The organism is Novosphingobium sp. PhB165 (assembly GCF_004341845.1).
Classification (GTDB): domain Bacteria; phylum Pseudomonadota; class Alphaproteobacteria; order Sphingomonadales; family Sphingomonadaceae; genus Novosphingobium.
On the sequence record NZ_SLVB01000005.1, the window covers coordinates 1 to 19,306 of the forward strand.

Sequence of the window (19,306 nt, forward strand, 5' to 3'; positions counted from 1 at the left end):
AACCCGCTACGACAAACTGGCCGAGAACTTCCTTGCCATGGTTCAACTCGCTTCAATACGGCTGTGGCTTCGCGTTTATGAGTCTACAGCCTAGCAATTCATAGCATTTGAGAACCGCTCTGACGCATCCAAGCTGCGCATATTGGTGCATTCCGTAGCCAAGATGAAACTGGCGATCCGGCGGGCCTTGCTTGCGATGTCAACAACAATTACCGGCGAAGGCCGAGTAGCCCGCAGGGTTGGAGATGTCGGCAAAATGATAGCCAGAATGTGTCGCGCAAAAAAAATTAGACTCGGTATTCGCGCCCAGCTTCTGGCGAGCCAAACCCTTGGCCAGATCATGCCGATTGCAGCCATTCCATTTTTGACGCGCATGGTCGATCCTGGAGAGATGGGGCATTATCAGATAGCGCTTTCCATCGCACTGGTTGCGCTTCCGTTCGCAATCTTTCAGGCGGATGTCTTCGTGCCCGTGGCACACGACGCAGACGAAGTGCAAACGCTGTTGCGCCGGGCGTTGCTGACCACATTGATTGTCGGCTCTGTTGCTACATCTGTCGCCTTTCTATTGCCGAGCGGAGGCGGAGCGGAAGCCGCTATAACGGCGTTTCTGTTGCTCGCCGTTATGTCGCTGACATCGTTGACCAATGCGGTGCTCATTCGCAAAAATGACATGTCCAGGCTCGTCCATCGCAACATGGTGGGTGGCGCATTTGTGGCAATTATGCAGACGATGTTCGCCATGGTTCATCCGACAGCCATTTCGCTTGGTCTGGGGATGCTAATTGGCAGAGTCTTGTGTCAAGTCCTGCTGAGATCAACAAGGCACTATGCCCCGCATTCGAATCGCAGCGAGGTGCCGAAGGACTTCTGGAGAGTCTTGACTGGGGCCGGGGCAAGTGCACTAGGGACGTTTGCGTCGCAGATGCCTATGTTGTTGGTTGCCCCCGTTTATGGGGCTGCGGCTGCCGGGTATCTCGGCCTCGGGCAACGAGTCGTGGGCGCGCCAACTGGCTTGATCGGGCAAGGAGTTAACCAGATTATCGTCGCGGATGCATCGGCGATCATTCGCAGCGGACAATCCAAGCTCTGGACTGGCCTTCGCTGGCAGGTTCTCTTATTAATATCCTTGTCTCTGGCCGCTGCCATGGCCATTACAATTATCATTCCCCCACTCACTCCTTGGATCTTTGGCGCCCCTTGGGCGCCTGCGGGCAAGTATATGCAGATACTTGCAGTTCCGATGTGCTTGCAGCTTGTTGCCATACCAATGGTTCCACTCATGGCGATGCTTGGTATGCAAAAGGCAATGCTGAGTTTACAAATCTTCAGGATGGTCTGCATTGTCGGATGCATTTTTTTAGGGAGCAAGCTTTCACTAGGAATGCCTTTGACCGTCACCTTGATTTCCGCAGTCTGGACCATGGCATATGTCGCGACAATTGGTTTAGCGATCGAGGGTATGCGGAAATACGACATGCAAGAACGAAGGGCGTAAGATGGTCAGTAAGCCGGCAATGCTCTTCATATTGGCCTCGCGTGGCGGCGTCGTCGGCCGCATGGCGCGCAGATTGCTCAGGGTGCTTTTCGGCTGCGACGTTTCGCCGGGCGCCAGGTTTTCTGGGCCGCCGAACCTACATCATCCTCTCGGAATTGTAGTGGGCATGGGCGCTGTGATCGGCCGCAATGTCACCATCTATCAAGGCGTGACGATCGGCGGCAGCAAGTCGGGAAAATATCCGCAGATAGGTGATAACGCCATCGTCTACCCCAATGCCACGATTGTTGGGGGGGCGGTGATTGGTGACAACGCCGTCATTGGTGCAAACGCGTTTGTCGTGGGAAATGTGCCCGCGAACGCCGTTGTTAAAGTTTCCCCGTCACCCATTTTTAATGTGGAAGATGAACGATGAATCCCGACGTCAAGAACGCCGACTATCCTCTCATCAGCGTGGTCATCCCGACATCGGGCCGCTCTTCCCTGTTTCGTGCAGTGGAGTCTGCGCTTGCGCAGGAAGACGTTGACGTGGAAGTTCTTGCGGTCGTGAACAATACGGAGATTCTGCCTTCCTTTGACGATCCTCGGGTCAGGGTTATCGATGGTCGGATGGCGCCAGGGCAAGGGCCGGCGCGACAAATGGGCGTTGAGAATGCGAGCGGCTCTGTCATCGCGCTGTTGGACGATGATGATTTTTGGGAGCCAAGGAAATGCATCGAACAGATTCGTGATGTCGAGAGATTTACGCCCATCAACAGCGATGGTTGGATCGCTGCAACCGGGGTGACCATTCACTATCCTGATGGGCGTCAAGCGCTGCGCCCGAGAATTCACGGCGTTCCAGTCTCAACAATGAATCCTGAAGAATATCTCTTTATGCGAAAATCATTGCGGAGAGCCGATAATTTTATTCAATCGTCGTCGTTGATGTTTCCAAAGCGTTTGGCCACCGTCGTTCCATTCAATACACTGCCCGAGGTGTGTACCGATTGGGGATGGGTCATTGCGACAAATCGAACTACTGCATGTCAGGTGATTATTGGCGCAGGGCATCGTACTCATTACGATATCTCGCTTCCAGGCATATCCAAAACCAATCGTACTCGGCAGATTCTTGCTTGGGCCGACAACGTGCTTTCGGACAGCCCTCGTCGAATAATGGGCGATTTTTGCGCCACCACCCCATTGCAGGTCACCGCGCACTTTGGCGACGTCAAAGGTGCACTGGCGGTGCTTAGGCATGCATATGGCAAGGGAAGGCCTGGCTTACCCGCCACGCTGATGGCCGGCCGTACGTTGTTGCTTTGTCTCATGACTTACGTCACGGCTAGAAAGTAAAAGTTTTGTTTAAAAATAGAATGGCTTGCCATGCCTAGGACCGGCACAGAAGAAACCTTCGGCCTTCTCTGGAAGATGCCGCTCATATTGATTTTTCTTGCAGGCGGTTTCCTGCAGTACACTGGCATTTTATCTCAGACTCAGAGTAACTGGCTTGCTCTCGTCCTTTTTAGCCATGTCTTTCTTGCGCACACTGGTTGGAGGCAACTCAAATATGAGGTGCCGCTCATCATATTTCTGCTGTTCATAACGCTAGATTATTTTCGGCACAGCAGTCCAATATCCTATACCGTCACCTATTTTTATTACATAGTATGCACAATAATTGCTGCGGTGGCTGGGCGTGTTTATGCTTTGCGGATCGCATCATCGATCAGCACGGAATTATTCTTCAATATTGTGAAGGTATTCCTCTTCATCCAATTGATTGCTGTAACTGTCCAGAGGGTTTTCACAGAGCAATTTATTAGTTTTGCGCGAGTGCCCATCGGCTATATCGATGCAATTTTCGGCACATTTTTTCTGCAATCCGATGCCTCATTGGCGGCCGTGTGTGAGCTTTTGACAATATCGACTTTCCTTTTCCGCTGTAGGTTGAGGGATCGTTTTATTGTCTCCGGGCTGTCTCTTTCGGTTATATTTTTGGTAAATTCCAACGCAGCCAAAGCTGCCATCATACTGATTTTTGCGCTATTGCTCGCGTACAGCATATATAGAAAATTTAATATCGCCGGACGCTATGGGCTGAACATCGTATTCTCAATTGCTGTAACGTTATTTATACCTATCGCGTATAGTCCGTTATTGCATTTTCTTACTGACTTCTTCGCGCAAGCAACGAATGATTATTACCATCGAGGGGCATGGCAAACCTCTGCGCGCTTCTCTCCCATGGGGCAGATGTTTGCCGAGGGGATTCATTTGTTTGGGCGAGGTGCTCTGACTTATTATAATCCCATCACGAAAAGATGGCTTTATAACGCTGGATTCAGCACGGTTTACAGCTTGTATCTGGATTTCGGATTGATTGGATTGCTCCTTTATTGTTTTTATCAATTCAATCTCGTATTAAAGTTTGCGAGAAATTATTTCGAATTCGTGATATTTATGTGCGTGTTCGTTTTGTTTATGACTTTTAATTTTGCTCTTACCGACTTGGCATTTGTTTTCACTTTCAACATGATCTTGCGCTTGAATTATCTGCGCGGAAGATCGAGTTCTCACATCTCCTACAAACGAACTCTCCGTCCGTTGAACATAAAATCCAGAGGACACGTCGTCCCTCGTACGACAGGGTGACACTTGTTTAGGTATTTGAGCGGGGAAATCTCAAGCAGTGTCACACAGAAGAGAATTGGGTCATGAAGACGTTTTCTGATGTCAGCGTTATATGTGCAAATTATAACAACGGACCATATCTCGATGACTTCTTTTTGGCGTTTGAGATGTCAACTCTCGCTCCAAAAGAGCTGATATTCGTCGATGATGGGTCGACGGACAATTCTCTGGCTATCTCTCGGAAGTTCGCTGTTCGACTGCCATTCCTCAAGATCGTTCCTTTAGAGCGCAATCAGGGATTCGGTAATGCGCTCAACGTCGGGATTGAACGAGCGACCGGCCAGTTCATCATGCGCATTGACCCCGATGACGTGATGTTGCCGGAGCGGATCGAGGTGCAGCATGAGTTGCTCGCTTCCGGCCGATACGACGTTGTCGGCTCCAATGCGGAAATCTTTCATTCCGATACTGGGAGAGTGCTTGGAACGACCAACTTCCCCATAACCCACGATGCGATCAGAACGAAGATCCGTGCAGGTGAGCACGGAGTGCTTCATCCTACCGTCATGGGGCGCGCAGAATTCTTCAAATCGCAACCCTATGTGCAGGCGCATGTGCCCGCGGAGGATTACGACATTTTCGCGCGCATGCTGGTTGCGGGGGCACGTTTCGCCAATGTCGACAGGGTGCTGATGCGTTATCGCGTACACGAGAAAAGTGCCTCGAATATTCTACCATTCTCGACGATCACTAAGACGTACAGGTTGCGCGACTCCATCTTCAATACTCGAACACCGAAATGGTGGATCAGGGTATATTTCATACACATTAAATTCTATCGAAAATACCTGTTCGCAAATGACTCTGCACGCAAGTTAGCTTTCCTCTGCATATCTACATTCTTCTACCCGTCAAAACTCTGGTCACGCATCTTGCGTGCAATGGTTCGGGGGCGCGCTAATAAAGGTAATATCCATGGCTAAGTGGTCTATGATTGCTCTGATCATGGAAGATATTAAATGCAATCCGCACGCGAAATCGAAATTTGTACTGGTTTTTTATCGGATTGCGTTTGCTTGCGGAGCAAGCTCGTCGCCAATCGTGCGCGGAATAACTATGCCCATTCGGGTTGCCTACCGTATTGTCGTCGACTGGTTCATGGGAATCGATATTCCGACCAAGGTGCGTATCGGTCGAAGGCCCGTACTTTACCATAGTACAGCGTTGGTCATCAACGAGGGTGTTGTCATTGGCGATGATTGCATCATGCGCCACTCTGTAACAATCGGCAACAAGTTGACGAAAGATGGCGAAAGTGCGGCACCGTTAGTTGGCGATAGAGTCGAATTTGGAGCGGGCGCAATTATATTAGGGCCGATTACCATCGGAGATGATGCGAAGATCGGAGCCGGCAGCGTGGTAACAAAGAGCGTTGCCCCAAGGGCTATTATGGTAGGCAACCCATCCAGAGATATTCGAGCCGGCTCATAATCGCTCATTGCCCGCTGGACGCTTTGAAAAGAGGTCTGAACCCCGCCGGGATTGCCGGAGGCTAGGTCGGGAACTCATAAAAGTTGCTGCCCCCTCGGCCCTGTGACAGATCTGCCCGCGCTGGAGGAGGAAAGATGGCCGAAATGCCTTTCGTGGAACGCAGGTTCGAGCTTGATGGCGGTGATTTGATCGTCTGTTTCTTCGCGCCATCAAGGGCACCTGGTGGCGAGTTCCAGTGCCGATATATCATAGGATGGCCAGAACGAGAGGTGCGCCGGTATGCCTGTGGGGAGGATGGTCTCCAGGCGCTCATACTGGCCATGCGGACAGTCCATTCCGACCTTGTCGCGAGCGATGCTTACAAGGCTGGACGCCTTACGTGGTGTGATCAGGCCGACCTTGATCTCCCGCCCACGTGGGGCGTCGGACCGCTATACGACCCGCCGGCACAGCCATAAACCTTTTCAGGCTGATGAGATTCTGGTTCAGGGTCGGCATGAGCGGATATGATCTGACCGACTTAGAGTGGCGCGTTATCGAGCCGCTGCTTCCCAACAAGCCGCGAGGCGTGCCGCGCGTCGATGATCGTCGCGCGCTGAACGGCTTCTTCTGGGTGCTGCGATCCGGTGCGCCGTGGCGAGACTTGCCGGAGCGCTATGGCCCACGCACTACCTGCTACAACCGCTTTGTGAGATGGCGCAGGGCTCGCGTCTGGGATCGGATGATGGACGCCATCAATGCGACATCAGAGCGAGGGACCGCCGGGGGGGCAGGTCACTCGCCATGCTCCAACTAGCCTCAATGCGCCTTTGGCTCCGTGTTTATGAGTCTACGGCCCAGTTGTCCTAAATTGGGCAGCCAGTGGGAGATCGTTCATCATTGCGTAGTTGCCCTGCTCGGCTTCGACGGGAGAATGTTCTCGATGGGCTCCAAGCAGCCGACTGATGAACCGATCCACACATTCCGGCGTGGCGTATTTGGTGGCTTCGCGCGGGCGCCAAGGTCCTCTTCGGCATATCATTTCGGCCTTGTGACTGTCGTTGATCGTCTTGCCGAAGCGTTGTCGTAGCCGTCGCAGACGTTGCCGAACGGACCGTTCGATGCCGGCTTCAGTAAGGCCTTCGGTGTACTTGATGCACGCGTATTGCGATCCACGGTTGCCGTGTTGAACCAGGCCGCCGTGGTGAACGGGGCCGTCGGTCGTGGCTGGCCTGCTCCAATGCATCCAACGCGGAGCGGACGTGCGCTGTTCGGCTGGCGCGTCAGCCCACGATATAGCAGGTTTAGACGTCGATAACGAAGGTGATGTCCTTGAGCTTCTTTCGGTCTCCGTGGGCCCCCACCGCGCTTGCCGCCGTCCACCTCAAGCATCTTCACCCATTCGTGCGGCTAACCGTTCGCGCCAAAAAAAGCCGGTTCTTCGAGACATCTACTCTCGCCACTTGGTGAATTCGTACATTCATTCTCTCACCACTAATTTCGCATCTTTTACTCTGCTGCTGAATTTTCCGCCCCGCAGAGTTCCTCCGTTACCCCTAAAAAGAACGCCATGACTCCGAAAATCAGTGAGATTAGGGTCGGTAACGAGGATATTTTTTGATGATAGCTTCGAATATCCATTCTCAATACGGATGGGTCGTCCGCGTTCATCAAACATGCCATTCAACCAGCCGTCGCTGACAACCACTGCATCGTCGCATCCATGTACGTTTATATTACTAAGAATTAAATCTTCGGCACCTTGAACGTAAATTCCAACAGATTTTCCGCTTTTATATATTTGATTTCCTTCAATATAGACATTATCGAGCTTTATATTATTCATATATCCGCCGCTGTTTCCAGTTATTACTATGTATCCCATAGTGTTGGCGTACAGGGTTGGCTTTTTTGCATGATTGTCGATAATTTTCGCAAAGCGTATGGCAATATCTTCGACAACGGCTGATTTTGCGAAGTAATGTTCGCCTTCGAGGAGTTTTAAATCTAGCTTATGGCCCTTGGCCGACGACTCGCGGCTATCTGCTAATGATATGGTGTGGTTATCATTCTTGATAACGAAATAGTGCTTTCCCGGTGTCAGGGGTCCTCGGGAATTACTGCCGTAACAGTATAAGATGGGGGTGCCATTGGGCAGGTCGGGGTCAATAACGGAAATATCATTGCCGACAATATTTGCTTTGTTAATTTCCATTGTCCCGGAAACTACTGGCTCGATGCCGATAACTTCTCTATAACAATCAGTCGCAGTGACGTCTATTATCGCTCCACTTACTGATCCAAGTTGAACCCCAAAGTCGCCGCTATTATTAATTCTTGCCTTGATAAAGCAATTGCGAGAATGGCGCCTCTCAGGAAAGAATGGCGATATTCCGATAGCCCCGCCCTGGGCGCCGGGCTCGCTTGTTACTGCGCCGTCAAAGTAGAGACGCTCTATATTATCTATTACTATCCCGTGCTCAGCAAATGGTCCGCACCTGTGAAAATTAATCCCCATAATGCAAACCGATAATGGGTCTTTTTTATTTGATCGTCCAATTATCTTTTTGCCTTTTTCTGAAAACCAACCAAAAATTATGGGACTCGATGTTTCATCTCCAACCCAGTACATGGAATGGATATTAATCTGCTCGGTCGTTTTGTAGGAGGCTCTTGGCTTAAATTTGATGCCATATCCTTGTTGAGCCATCGTCTCGGCTCGCGCAAATGCCCTGGCATTGTCTGTCCCTCGGCCGGTGTTCGGATCCCCATCGCCCACACCTCCGAGTGCTTCAAATTCAATCATGTGATGTGGCTGAGGCGGTGGCGCTCCAATACCAGATGCTACGATCGCTTTTGCTTGAGATGAAAATATTAAACTGCAACACGTTAGGGTAAGTGAAGATATAAAGCTTCGCCGTTCCATAAATTCCTCTTAAAATAATAATTTGTAAATCAAAAATTATTTATGTTGTCGCAATTCAATATTCATTAAATTTCCTACAATGATATAGAAAATTCACATCTTGGATTTATTTATCTTATTATTGTAGGCCGTGGTTTAGGTGGCGTTCGATGTGTCCACCTGAGTCTTCACCCGTGTCGCGATAGGACGGTTCCACCCACCCTGCGATGAGCAATCTGAACGGATAATTACTGCGATCGATCTCGATGGCATTGCGATCAATCCCTTTCTGAGCTCGCCGTTGTACGTTTTTGATTGGGTCTAGGTCCAGAAAGCGGTGTTTTTTGCGACGTGATGATCGAGGAACAAGATGCGTGCCCCTGATACCGGATTGCACGCACCATGGACGGGCCTTAGCGTAGGGTGCGGATGGCCCCACAGCCCTTGCTTGTGGTGTACGCTGAAGGCATCGATTTGAATCCATGCACAGGCTTGATCAACATTTTGAGCTTGCCATGGACGGACACGATCACCGTGTTCAGATATTTTGCATACCGCTGCTCCGTTTCTGGGGCCTGCTTCCCTTCCCGTTTCCACTTGGGAATTAGGGCGCGGTAGCTTGGTGCTTGATGGCCTGGGTTTCGATGGCTTCTCCCAGTCCATCGGGCCACGCAGGACTTTGTACAAATGCGGCTTTGGTGCTGCGGGTCGGCCGCAGGTAGGAATGGATCGTGGCCTCGACGCTCTGCTTGCGCGAGAATGGATATCCAGACACGGGAATCTGGCCATAATCGGTGCGACCGAGTTGGTTAGACTATGCAATCGGCCAAAAGGCCTGCCGCGACGACTGTTCGGTTCTCTGCACGAGGCTTCCGCGGCTGAGCCATAAGTCAAAGCCGCCTTGGCCCGTGCAGTCGCTTGTCAACAAGAATGCCCGGATGATCTGGGCAATGATATCCGCCGCTTCGACAAGGCGGCGGCCTTCAAAGTGCTGCTCAGGCGCTGGGTTGTGAAGCGCACCTGCGGTCGGATGGGAATTGTCCATCCATAAGCATTCTCAAACGATTCTTAGACAGAGTAATACTCGCGATACCAATCTACAAACTTCGCGACGCCGTTGCCGACGTCCGTCTTCGGCTCGTAACCGGTCAGTGTTTTGAGAAGCTGGGCGTCAGCCCAAGTCGCGGGGACATCGCCCGCCTGCATTGGCATGAGGTTGCGCTCCGCCTTACGTCCTGTCGCCGCTTCGATCGCGTCAATGAACTGGGCTAGTTGCACTGCGTTGGAGTTGCCGATGTTGACAACGCGCCAAGGCGCAACCGGGGACAGGCTGTCACCTGCAGGAACCGTTTCGTCCTCTCCAAGTCGCACAGGTGGTACGTCTATTAACAGGCGGATCGCTTGGACCAGATCCTCGATGTAGGTGAAGTCGCGCTTCATGTCGCCATAGTTGTAGACATCGATCGGGCGGCCCTCGAGGATCGCCTTCGTGAACTTGAATAATGCCATGTCGGGCCTGCCCCAAGGGCCGTAAACGGTGAAGAAGCGGAACATCGTCACCGGCAGGCCGAACAGGTGGGCATAGCTGTGCGCCATGTTCTCGGTCGCCTTCTTGGTGGCGGCGTAGAACGACATCTGATGGTCGGCCTTGTCAATTTCGCGATAAGGCATCTTGGTGTTGGCTCCGAAGGCCGAGGAAGTGGAGGCCAGGAGCATGTGTTTCGGCGGATGCGCACGCGCCGCTTCGAGCAGCTCGAAAGTGCCGACGATGTTGCTTTGCAGGTATGAGCGCGGATTCTCGATCGAATAGCGCACGCCCGCTTGGGCTGCGAGATGGACGACCACGTCGGGCTTTTCGGAGGCGAACAACTCCATCAGCAGGCCCGGCGTTTCGACATAGTCCTCGATCGCGCGGAAATGCTCTGATTGGAGCAGGCGCTCGAGCCGCCGTTGCTTGAGCGACACTTCGTAATAGTCGGTCATCGCGTCGAGCCCGATGACCCGATACCCGTCGCGAAGCAGGCGCTCACATACGAAGGAACCAATAAAGCCGGCCGAGCCGGTAATCAGTGCTGTGCGCATAAAAATCCTCAATCAGAGCCAAACAGATGGCGTTTGAAGACGTAGCCCTCCACGTCTGCGATTTTTTGTAGGTCATCAGTTGGCGATAATGACATCGCAGTCGCGCCTGAAGGCGTTCAAATCGCGTAGGACCTTCGGGCCGAACAATTCTTCCTCAACCATCGCCAGCTTGTAGTTCACCACTTCAATGCCACTTGGCCTTGATCATGCTTCGTGATCGCCTGAATCGAGGGCGGGGGAAATATTCCGAGCCTGCCTTCATCACCTGGTGAAACACAGAGACCTTACAACCCTTCCCGGAAGTGACCTGATCGGCCACGTAAACGTTGCGGGTGCCGGTGCGCCAATTGCGCGTCTGTAGCGGCACTGAAGTCCAGTGATTTGCTCGCACGCAAAGCCTCAAGGGCCTCTTCAATGATCGAGGATTTGCGAGCATCCTTCAGGTCGACCCTGATGCGGGTGAAGCGGGTAACGTCGATCGCAACCGCCTCGTTGTGCTGCGCCGGCAAAACGGCGTTTGAGAGGGCAACATCGCAACCAGACCGAACACCGCAATTTTCATACGTGACTTTAAAGTTTACCAAAAACGCTTACGAAACATCACCTATGCTGCGATGCACACGAGGTGCCTATACGAGGTTCAATCTGCTGCCAAGAGAGGTAATGCCTTGGGACTGACTGCGGGTTGGGTTAGTCAATCGACCCGTCCTCACTGACTCCCTCGATTTGATGTAGAGTTGGCGGTGTTGCATTGTTTCGCCGTCGGTGATCGGCCTCGCACTGGGCCCAACACCAATGGCCTTCGCAGCGCCTGCCGAGTAGATCGGGATATCCTCTGTACGAGAGCGACGATTCACTAGCGCGCTCCTCGGCAACCGGAGGTATAGGGCAACTTCGATGATCTCCGGCAGTGCGCGCTGTCATTGAAGGTCGCATCGGGTCCTGTGGCGTTTCGCGTAAGAGCGCAATTCATAGTCCCAAGCTATGTGCAGCCTCACTCCGCTGTACTTCGTGAAATCGCTTCGACTGTCGCCGTCCAGAATGGCTGTTGTTGCCCAAGGCGGCGACGGCCTTGGACTGCGTCCTTGGTAGAACAGCGAGCACGAGCAAGAATCTGTCCGGCGCCGAATTCTTATGAAGTTTGATCGCGGCCGTTCCAAAGGCTTGCCACGGTGAATTGCACTGCGCCTCCGAACGGGGGCCTCGCGCGCGGGGCTATCTTGCATCGATCGGCGGCCCTGTGCCTGGAATGCCTATTTGGATGGGTATGGATCTACCTAGATTGGTGTGGACGCCGGAATCTGAAAATAAGCTATGGACAAGGTGATTTGACTCCATAAAATAGAATTCGAAATGTCACTGAATGGGCGCATTTTGGTTGCGTGGTTGTATGTGTGGTGTCTGTAAATTGTTGGCGCGATAAGATTTTGTATTAAAAAATGTATTTAACAATACTTATAATACCTCCCGCACAGCGTCGGGGAGATATTTCAAGGCTCCATAAATTCAAACGCCCGCGTTAGCGGGCATGTGGGCGGTTCGCGCCATTGCGCTATTTGCCGCTGGAGGGCATCTCTGCCGATGCGGTGTTTCCGCCGAGACAAAGCGCTGGGGAACTGGCTGAAATGCGGCGATATACGCGTTTGTGAACCTTCGAGAGACTCCCGTCATGCATTTTCGCGCAGCCGCTTTCCTATGTCTTGCCCTTGTTCCGTCGGCCGCGTTTGCTGACGAGCGTCCTTATTGTCCCGATCGGCCCGGCATCGGCACGCCGCCCTGTACCGTCTCTCCCGGGCAGGTCTCGGTGGAACTCGGAATTGGGGATTGGACGCTCGACAGGAGTTCGGCCGAACGGGAGGACGACTTTGGCGTGGGCGACCTGCTTGTCCGCTACGGCATTGCCGATCATGCCGAGGTGCAGGTCGGTTGGACCATGCTTGGTTTTTCTCGCACGCGCGACCGGGCGACCGGGGAGGTCGAGCATCGCAGCGGCACGGGGGATGTCACGCTGGCGCTGCGGCGTAATCTCGTCAGTCCTGATGGCTCGGGCCTGTCGGTCGCATTCATGCCTTACGTATCGCTGCCGACAGGGGGGCAGCCGTCCGGTGCGGGGGACTGGGGTGCCGGGGTGCTGATGCCGTTGTCCTACGAACTCTCGGACAAGTGGAGCCTCACCTCGACGACCGAGTTCGATGCTGCGGTGGACCAGGACCGCGATGGTCGGCACTTTGCTTTCAGTCAGGTGATCGGGGCGTCTCTGCAACTCGGTACAGCCGTGACGGCCACGGCCGAATACCAGATCACGGCGGATCACGATCCTCAGGGGCACAGTGTCGCGCACCTTTCAGGTTTGTCACTCGGCTGGCAGCCGGCGGACGACCTTCAACTCGATGCGGGCGGGAATGTCGGGCTGGACCGCGATGCCCCGGATCTGGAACTGTACTTCGGCATCTCGCGCCGGTTCTAATATTACAGGAAGTAGCGGGCACGCGTCGGGGTTGTGCTGGTTTCCGCGCAGAAAATAGAGTGATCGAAAGGTATCTATTTTATAGATATTTTGTTAGTATTATTATTTTTAGAGCATAAATCTAGTTTTTCGATATCGCTATGGCGTGACATGGGAAAATGAGGCCATTGATCTTGGGAATGGGGCCAAATCGGCGGCATCCATCTGATGCATGGCACCCTAGTGCGCTTTCGACAGGCAATCTCACACAACTGATTATGGGTACAAGATCAGATTGGTCGGCAGTGGAGGCTTATTTCGATGTCATAGATCTTAATGAGCATTGGCACAGGGCTGATGGAGCGGGGGATGTCGTTCATCCCGTCGAAGCCGAAGTGACATTGAAAACCTTGGTCTCCAGCGGCGGATTGCGCGGTGGGCGTAAGGTATTCCTGCTTGGCGAGCAGGTCACCAATTTCATGTTTGCGTCGCTACGGCAGGTCGATAGCGCGCTTGCCGTTGATGCTTGGCGGAAACTCCCGAAATGTGTCGGATATCGGCTGCGTACGGACAATGACGAAGCCCGGATCGGAGCGGTGGCAGGTTACTATGATTTCGTCGCGATTCCCGCTTGGCATCCGCGCATTCTTTTGGATCCGGAAGTCCGAATGCCTCCAGGCTGGCAACAGAAGATGATGAACGCAATGCGCGGGGCGGCCAATCTATCACCGATGAAATTCAAGTTCGGGGCATTCGGACGGGATGGAGGAAGCCCAACCGCTCTGCGGTTTCCAGTTGGGTAATGCTGTCCTTGGCTAGCGTGTTGCGTATGTTAGTGTCGAGTCGATCTGCTGCTTCAGTAAGCCTTTCAACAATTGGTTTGAGGCTATAAAAATTATTCCGTCCGTTATGCTCCTCATTTCGATAAGAGATGAGATAATTTTTTGCGATTAGGGCGCGAATTATTCGCCTTACATGGCGACCGCTAAGGCCGGTGTGGCGGGAAATTCGCTCGATGCTGGGAAAAGGATCGACGCGGTGGTCTATCCAGTGCGCGAGTATGACCAGCAGTACGAACATTTCCGCTGGCGTAATTTGCTCCGATCCCTTTGTTTCTTCGAGTGCGTTGACCCGAAGAAGAAGATTGGGGACGCCGGTAAAACCGAAGCGCATCGTTTCTTGGCCCCAGCGTTCCTTCATCGTCGACATAAGATAAATCCTTGATAGAGGACTCCTGTGTCCGCTGATGTCGGGACATTAAATCCTGATCACATGACAAATATCTACCATTTTTGGTCAAATATGCCTGTAAATATTTGTCAGAAAAGTCGCGTATGTCCTCATAAATAGACCTTTAAGGACCAATACCCCAACACATTTCCGTCCCATTTTTCAAAAACGGCTTTTGCTCATCAGTCCAAATATGAATAAAAAAGTGTTGCTCTTGGCCCTTCGTGTGTCATCGGCAGAAAGGTCGATTCCATGTTTCAATTCTCTGCTGACGCTCCAAGCTTGGTCGGCTTGTTGAGCGGAATAGCCGCTGTTGTGACAGCCACTGCCGCGCTCGTTTGGGCCTGTCGGCGCGACCCGCGAAATCCTAAATAAGGCCGGCTGACGGAGAGGAGATGGAGTGCTTTTCCTAAGGCAATCATTTTGGCCTCAGGATGTCGCCACGATATATCTTCCTTTTTGAAGGTTGTCGGCCAGGTATCTTTCCTGTGATGCGCCGCTGTTCGGTCTTGGGCGACAAAGCAAAAAAGCGCGCGATGGTGGGCATCGCGCGCTGTCGCGGCGGTCATCCCGAAACGGGATGCCGCCAAATTTACTGACGGATCAGGCGTCAGGGCAGGGGCGGGTGGCCTTGCAGGTTTCGACCCACTGAATCACGTCCTCGCGGCGCTTGCCGGAGAGGGGAAGGCGCGGCATGCGGACGCGTTCGGTGCCGCGGCCCATGATCGTTTCGGCCAGCTTGATCGACTGGACGAGGTCGTGCTCGGCATCGAGGTGGAGCAGCGGCATGAACCAGCGGTAGATCGCGCGGGCTTCCTCGATATTGCCTTCGTTGAAGGCGGCGATCAGGCGCACCGATTCACGCGGGAAGGCGCTGGTGAGGCCCGAGACCCAGCCACTCGCGCCCAGCATCATGCCTTCCAGCGCCACGTCGTCGAGGCCGGCCATGACCGAGTAACGGTCACCGAAGCGGTTGATGAGGTCGGTGAAGCGGCGGGTGTCGGGCGCGCTTTCCTTGACTGCGACGATGTTCGGCACGTCGGCCAGCGCTTCCAGTGCTTCGGCGCTGACGTTCACGCGGTAGGCCGGCGGGTTGTTGTAGAGCATGATCGGCAGCGATGTTGCCTCGGCCACGGTGCGGAAATGGGCGACCAGTTCCTCGGTGGTGGGCACGTAGACCATCGCAGGCAGTAGCATCAGCGCGTCCACGCCGATCTTTTCGGCATCCTTGGCGTAGGCGACGGCGCGTTCGGTGGTGAATTCGGAAACGCCCGCCACCAACGGCACGCGCGCGCCCACGGCTTCCACTGCGCCGGTCAGGATCTTGCGCTTCTCATCGCCTTCCAGCGAGTTGTTCTCGCCGCAGGTGCCGAGCAGGATCAGGCCGTCGACTCCGTCGTCCACCAGCGCGGTCTGGACAGCCTGCGTGGCATCGTGATCGACCGAGTAGTCCGGAGCAAATTGCGTGGTCGCGGCGGGATAGACCCCGGTCCAGAGCGTCTTGGTCGAAGGCATCTTGCGGTGTTCCTGAAAATTGACGGAGCAATTCGTATACGATATATAATCTGCGTCAGCAACGGCTTTGTGCTAGCGCGGCGGTTCAACATTACAGGAGTTCTAGGTGGCACAGGCAATCGGCGGATCGAATGCGGTCGAGCAGCTGGCGGAAATTCGCCCTTGGGCGGATCCCGCGCCGGCGATCGCGCTGGATGAGCGGATGGCCCGCATCGAAAAGGCCCGCCGCCTGACGCGCGATATCGGTGCCGAGGCGCTGCTTGTGACGGCCGGAGCCAGCCTCAACTATTTCGCAGGCCTTGCCTGGAGCGAATCCGAGCGTCTGGTAGCGATGCTGCTGCCGGTCGATGGCGCGCCGATCCTGATCGCGCCGCGCTTCGAACTGGGCACGCTGGAAGCGGCTCTGCTGATCGAGGCGGACTTCCGCCTTTGGGAAGAGGATGAGAGCCCGACCGCGCTGCTCGCAGCCGCGCTGCGTGAAAAGGGCGTATCGCGCCTCGCGATCGATCCGGCGATGAGCTACCTCTTCGTAGACCGCATCGCCAAGGATGCGCCGTCAACCACGCTGGTCTCGGGTGCGCCGGTGATCGACGGGTGCCGCATGTTCAAGTCGGCCGCCGAACTGGCGCTGATGCAGCAGGCAAAATCGATGACGCTGGAAGTGCATCGCCGCGCCGCCAGCATACTGCGTCCCGGCATCCGTGCCAGCGAGGTCGCCCGCTTCATCGATGAGGCGCACCGCGCCATTGGTGCGCCCGGCGGCAATGCTTTCGTGATTGTCCAGTTCGGCCTTGCCAGTGCCTACCCGCATGGACTTCCGGGGGACCGCGAACTGCATGAGGGCGAGATCGTGCTGATCGATACCGGCTGCCGTGTCGCCGGCTATCACTCCGACATCACTCGCACATATGTCTATGGCGAGGCGAACGACGAGCAGCGTGCGATCTGGGAACTGGAACGTACCGCGCAGCAGGCGGCCTTCGACGCGGTCGAGCCCGGCAAGCCTTGCGAACTGGTCGACTACGCGGCGCGTGCGGTGCTGGAAAAGGCGGGGCTAGGGCCGGACTACAAGTTGCCCGGCCTGCCGCATCGCACCGGGCATGGCATCGGGCTTTCGATCCATGAGCCGGCCTATCTGGTGCGTGGCGACAAGACGCCGCTGGCGCCGGGCATGTGCTTCTCGAACGAGCCGATGATCGTCATTCCGGATCGTTTCGGTGTGCGTCTGGAAGATCACTTCTACGTGACGGAGAACGGCGCAAAGTGGTTCACCGAGCCGCAGCCGTCGATTGATCAGCCGTTCGGCTGAACGGGCCGGAATAAATCGAAAGCAGTTTCCTCCGCCTAAACCTCGTCGTCCCCGCGTAGGCGGGGACCCCGCTTTTCTTGGCTACGTGGCGAGAAAGATAGCGGGGCCCCCGCCTTCGCGGGGGCGACGGAGTGCTTTGGGCTGACGGAGCGTTTTGACTGTGGGGGCTTGGGTTTCTGTAATCGCGGCTGGACCGGACCTTCACCCTCAACCCTGAAATAAACGGAGGGGGCGGTTTCCCGCCCCCTCCTTGCGACCCGTCGGGCTCTTCTGATCCGGGGGGCAATCGATGTCGCCCCTCTCGTGATCGTCAGGACTCCTCGTCGGGATAGGGACCCTTGCCGCCTTCGGCGATGAACTGGTCGATCCGCGCGGACAGTACCGGCAGCGGCACCGAGCCGAGCGCCAGAACCGTGTCGTGGAAGGCGCGGATGTTGAACTTGGGGCCCAGCGCGGCCTCGGCCTTGTGGCGGCCGTCCATGATGGCCATTTCGCCGAGGTAATAGGACAGCGCCTGCCCCGGCCACGCGATGTAGCGGTCCACCTCGGTCTCGATCTCGTGATTGGAGAGCGCGGTGTTGTCGTAGAGGTACTGCTGCGCCCGCTCGCGGGTCCAGCCATAGTGGTGGACGCCGGTATCGACCACGAGCCGCGCCGCGCGCCAGGCCTGGTAGCTCAGCATGCCGAACTTCTCGTAAGGCGTCTGGTAGATGCCCATCTCGGTGCCGAGGCGTTCGCAATAGAGCGCCCAGCCTTCGCCGAAGGCGGAGATGTACGTTCCCCGGCGGAAGTCAGGCTGATCCTTGTTCTCGGCGGCGACCGGCATCTGGAAAGCGTGGCCCGGTGCCGATTCGTGCAGCGTCAGCGCCGGCAGCGAATAGAGCGGGCGGCTCGGCATGTCGTAAGTGTTGACGAGGTAGACGCCCGGGCCGCCGCGACCGGCGGTGTAGAACGGCGCGATATCCGCCGGCACGGGGATGATGCCGAAGCGCTGGCGTGGCAGATGGCCGATGAAGCGGCCGACCTTGCGATCCACTTCCTTGGCGGTCCAGGCGGCACGGTCCAGCAGGTCCTGCGGGGTCTTGGCGTAGAATTGCGGATCGGTACGCAGGAATTCGAGGAAGGCGGGTAAGTCGCCATCGAACTTCGCCTCCTTCATGGTCTCCAGCATTTCCGCGCGAATCTTGGCCATTTCCGACAGGCCGAGCTGATGGATCTGCTCGGGGCTCATGTCGGTCGTCGCGTATTCCTTGATGACCGAGCGGTAGTAAGCCTTGCCGTCGGGCAAGGCCTCGGCGGCGAGCGTCTTGCGCGCGCCGGGAATGTACTTGCCGCGTACGTAGGCCAGCAGTTCCTTGTGCGCGGGAATCACCGATTCCCGGATCGCCTTGAGCCCTGCCTCGCGCAGTTCCGCCTGCGTCGCGGCGGGGATCGTTGCCGGCATCGCCTTGAACGGTTCGAAGTAGGCCGTGTCCTCGGCCGCCTTATCGGCCACCGAGGCAATCGAATCGTCGCGGCCGTACAAGGTGACATGCGGCGAGGTGAAGCCGCGCGCCAGACCGGCCTGCATGTTGGCGATCTGGTCGTGGAAATAGCGCGGGAATTCGTTCATCAGCGCGATGTAGCGCCGGTATTCGTCCTCGCTGGAGAACGTGCGGCGGCCAACGCTGGCAAGATCGCTCCAGAAGCTGGAGTCCGAATTGAGCGGCTTTTCCCACTCGCGGAACTGCTGCTGGGCGATCAGCGCATCGATCTGCACGAGGTAGACCTGTTGGTCGATACGCACGGCGGGCGAAAGCTGGTCGGCGGGGATCTCGGCGACCTGCTTGCGCACGTCCTGCCAATAAGCGAGCCGCGCGGCCTGGGCCTTGGGGGTTACGTCCGGTAGATGCGCGCGCAAATGGCCCGGGCCGTCGTCGTCCTCACCCAGTTGCTCGCTGCGCCAGGCCCATTCCTTGTCGGTGATCGCCTTGAAGCGCGCGTCGGCCGTTGCGCCGGCGTCAGGCGACGGGGCCGCTGCCCGAGTCGCCGCCTGAGCGTGACAAGGAAGCGCCGCGCCTGCCAGCAGAATGGCGGTTGCGAGGCGGAAAACGGACGTGGACAAGCGTGACTCCCGGGATTTCGTCTATCTTATGAAAATATACGATATCTAGTTCGGCGCCCCTGTAGCAGAGCATTTGCCCCTGCGGGAGAACAAAAAATGTATCAAAATACATAGTGGAGGCGCGGTTCGAA

General features: G+C 55.4%; 15 protein-coding genes and 3 pseudogenes. 11 read left to right on the forward strand and 7 right to left on the reverse strand.

Translation table 11 applies throughout. The features are described 5' to 3' along the window. From EDF56_RS14440 to EDF56_RS14475, 8 genes and pseudogenes are all read left to right on the forward strand, one after another. A pseudogene (locus EDF56_RS14440) lies at positions 1-94 on the forward strand (IS5/IS1182 family transposase); the annotation flags it as partial. 69 nt (positions 95-163) lie between these two features. Then, complete coding sequence (locus EDF56_RS14445) at positions 164-1,498, forward strand: oligosaccharide flippase family protein (protein WP_132388640.1); 1,335 nt, start codon at positions 164-166, stop codon at positions 1,496-1,498. Between the two features lies 1 nt (position 1,499). Then, positions 1,500-1,913, forward strand: a complete 414-nt coding sequence (locus EDF56_RS14450) for a hypothetical protein (protein WP_132388642.1) — start codon at positions 1,500-1,502, stop codon at positions 1,911-1,913. Beyond that, a complete protein-coding gene (locus EDF56_RS14455) occupies positions 1,910-2,836 on the forward strand; it encodes a glycosyltransferase family A protein (protein WP_132388644.1) in 927 nt (308 codons plus the stop codon). The genes EDF56_RS14450 and EDF56_RS14455 overlap by 4 nt, the downstream gene beginning before the upstream one ends. Before the next feature lie 30 nt (positions 2,837-2,866). Beyond that, positions 2,867-4,135, forward strand: coding sequence for a hypothetical protein (locus EDF56_RS14460; RefSeq protein WP_132388646.1), 1,269 nt, complete (start codon positions 2,867-2,869; stop codon positions 4,133-4,135). Positions 4,136-4,197: 62 nt separating this feature from the next. Continuing rightward, entirely contained in the window at positions 4,198-5,097 is a 900-nt protein-coding gene (locus EDF56_RS14465; RefSeq protein ID WP_132388648.1) for a glycosyltransferase, read from the forward strand. Beyond that, the gene (locus EDF56_RS26610) at positions 5,090-5,605 is read left to right on the forward strand and encodes a DapH/DapD/GlmU-related protein (protein ID WP_132388650.1); all 516 of its coding nucleotides are present in this window, start codon (positions 5,090-5,092) and stop codon (positions 5,603-5,605) included. The genes EDF56_RS14465 and EDF56_RS26610 overlap by 8 nt, the downstream gene beginning before the upstream one ends. Before the next feature lie 496 nt (positions 5,606-6,101). Continuing rightward, positions 6,102-6,356 (forward strand): annotated as a pseudogene (locus EDF56_RS14475) (transposase); the annotation flags it as partial. Positions 6,357-7,064: 708 nt separating this feature from the next. On the opposite strand, the gene EDF56_RS14480 reads toward EDF56_RS14475, so the two are convergent. The 4 genes and pseudogenes from EDF56_RS14480 to EDF56_RS25945 all read right to left on the reverse strand — a co-directional run bounded on the left by EDF56_RS14480 (position 7,065) and on the right by EDF56_RS25945 (position 11,080). Beyond that, positions 7,065-8,390 carry a hypothetical protein gene (locus EDF56_RS14480; RefSeq protein WP_132388652.1) on the reverse strand — a complete coding sequence of 442 codons (1,326 nt, stop codon included), beginning with the start codon at positions 8,388-8,390 and terminating at the stop codon, positions 7,065-7,067. A 539-nt stretch (positions 8,391-8,929) separates the two neighbouring features. Next, positions 8,930-9,037: pseudogene (locus EDF56_RS26400) on the reverse strand (IS6 family transposase); the annotation flags it as partial. Positions 9,038-9,557: 520 nt separating this feature from the next. Beyond that, positions 9,558-10,571: an NAD-dependent epimerase/dehydratase family protein gene (locus EDF56_RS14490; protein WP_132388654.1), complete on the reverse strand. Its 1,014-nt coding sequence runs from the start codon at positions 10,569-10,571 to the stop codon at positions 9,558-9,560. Between the two features lie 284 nt (positions 10,572-10,855). Next, a complete protein-coding gene (locus EDF56_RS25945; RefSeq protein ID WP_165912196.1) occupies positions 10,856-11,080 on the reverse strand; it encodes a hypothetical protein in 225 nt (74 codons plus the stop codon). Positions 11,081-12,240: 1,160 nt separating this feature from the next. On the opposite strand from EDF56_RS25945, the gene EDF56_RS14495 reads away from it, so the two are divergent. Both EDF56_RS14495 and EDF56_RS14500 read left to right on the forward strand, forming a co-directional pair. Next, complete coding sequence (locus EDF56_RS14495) at positions 12,241-13,038, forward strand: transporter (RefSeq protein WP_132388656.1); 798 nt, start codon at positions 12,241-12,243, stop codon at positions 13,036-13,038. A gap of 284 nt (positions 13,039-13,322) precedes the next feature. Then, positions 13,323-13,820 carry a hypothetical protein gene (locus EDF56_RS14500; RefSeq protein ID WP_132388658.1) on the forward strand — a complete coding sequence of 166 codons (498 nt, stop codon included), beginning with the start codon at positions 13,323-13,325 and terminating at the stop codon, positions 13,818-13,820. Here EDF56_RS14500 and EDF56_RS14505 read toward each other — a convergent pair. Together EDF56_RS14505 and EDF56_RS14510 are read right to left on the reverse strand one after the other, a co-directional pair. Further along, the gene (locus EDF56_RS14505; protein WP_132388660.1) at positions 13,756-14,226 is read right to left on the reverse strand and encodes a helix-turn-helix domain-containing protein; all 471 of its coding nucleotides are present in this window, start codon (positions 14,224-14,226) and stop codon (positions 13,756-13,758) included. The genes EDF56_RS14500 and EDF56_RS14505 overlap by 65 nt on opposite strands. Before the next feature lie 624 nt (positions 14,227-14,850). Further along, positions 14,851-15,762, reverse strand: coding sequence for a dihydrodipicolinate synthase family protein (locus EDF56_RS14510; RefSeq protein ID WP_132388662.1), 912 nt, complete (start codon positions 15,760-15,762; stop codon positions 14,851-14,853). A 106-nt stretch (positions 15,763-15,868) separates the two neighbouring features. Between EDF56_RS14510 and EDF56_RS14515 the strand changes: the two genes are divergently transcribed. Beyond that, on the forward strand, positions 15,869-17,071 hold the full coding sequence (locus EDF56_RS14515) for a Xaa-Pro peptidase family protein (protein WP_132388664.1): 1,203 nt from the start codon (positions 15,869-15,871) through the stop codon (positions 17,069-17,071). Between the two features lie 310 nt (positions 17,072-17,381). Here EDF56_RS14515 and EDF56_RS14520 read toward each other — a convergent pair whose 3' ends face one another. After that, the gene (locus tag EDF56_RS14520) at positions 17,382-19,175 is read right to left on the reverse strand and encodes a DUF885 family protein (protein WP_243652605.1); all 1,794 of its coding nucleotides are present in this window, start codon (positions 19,173-19,175) and stop codon (positions 17,382-17,384) included. Positions 19,176-19,306: the final 131 nt, after the last annotated feature.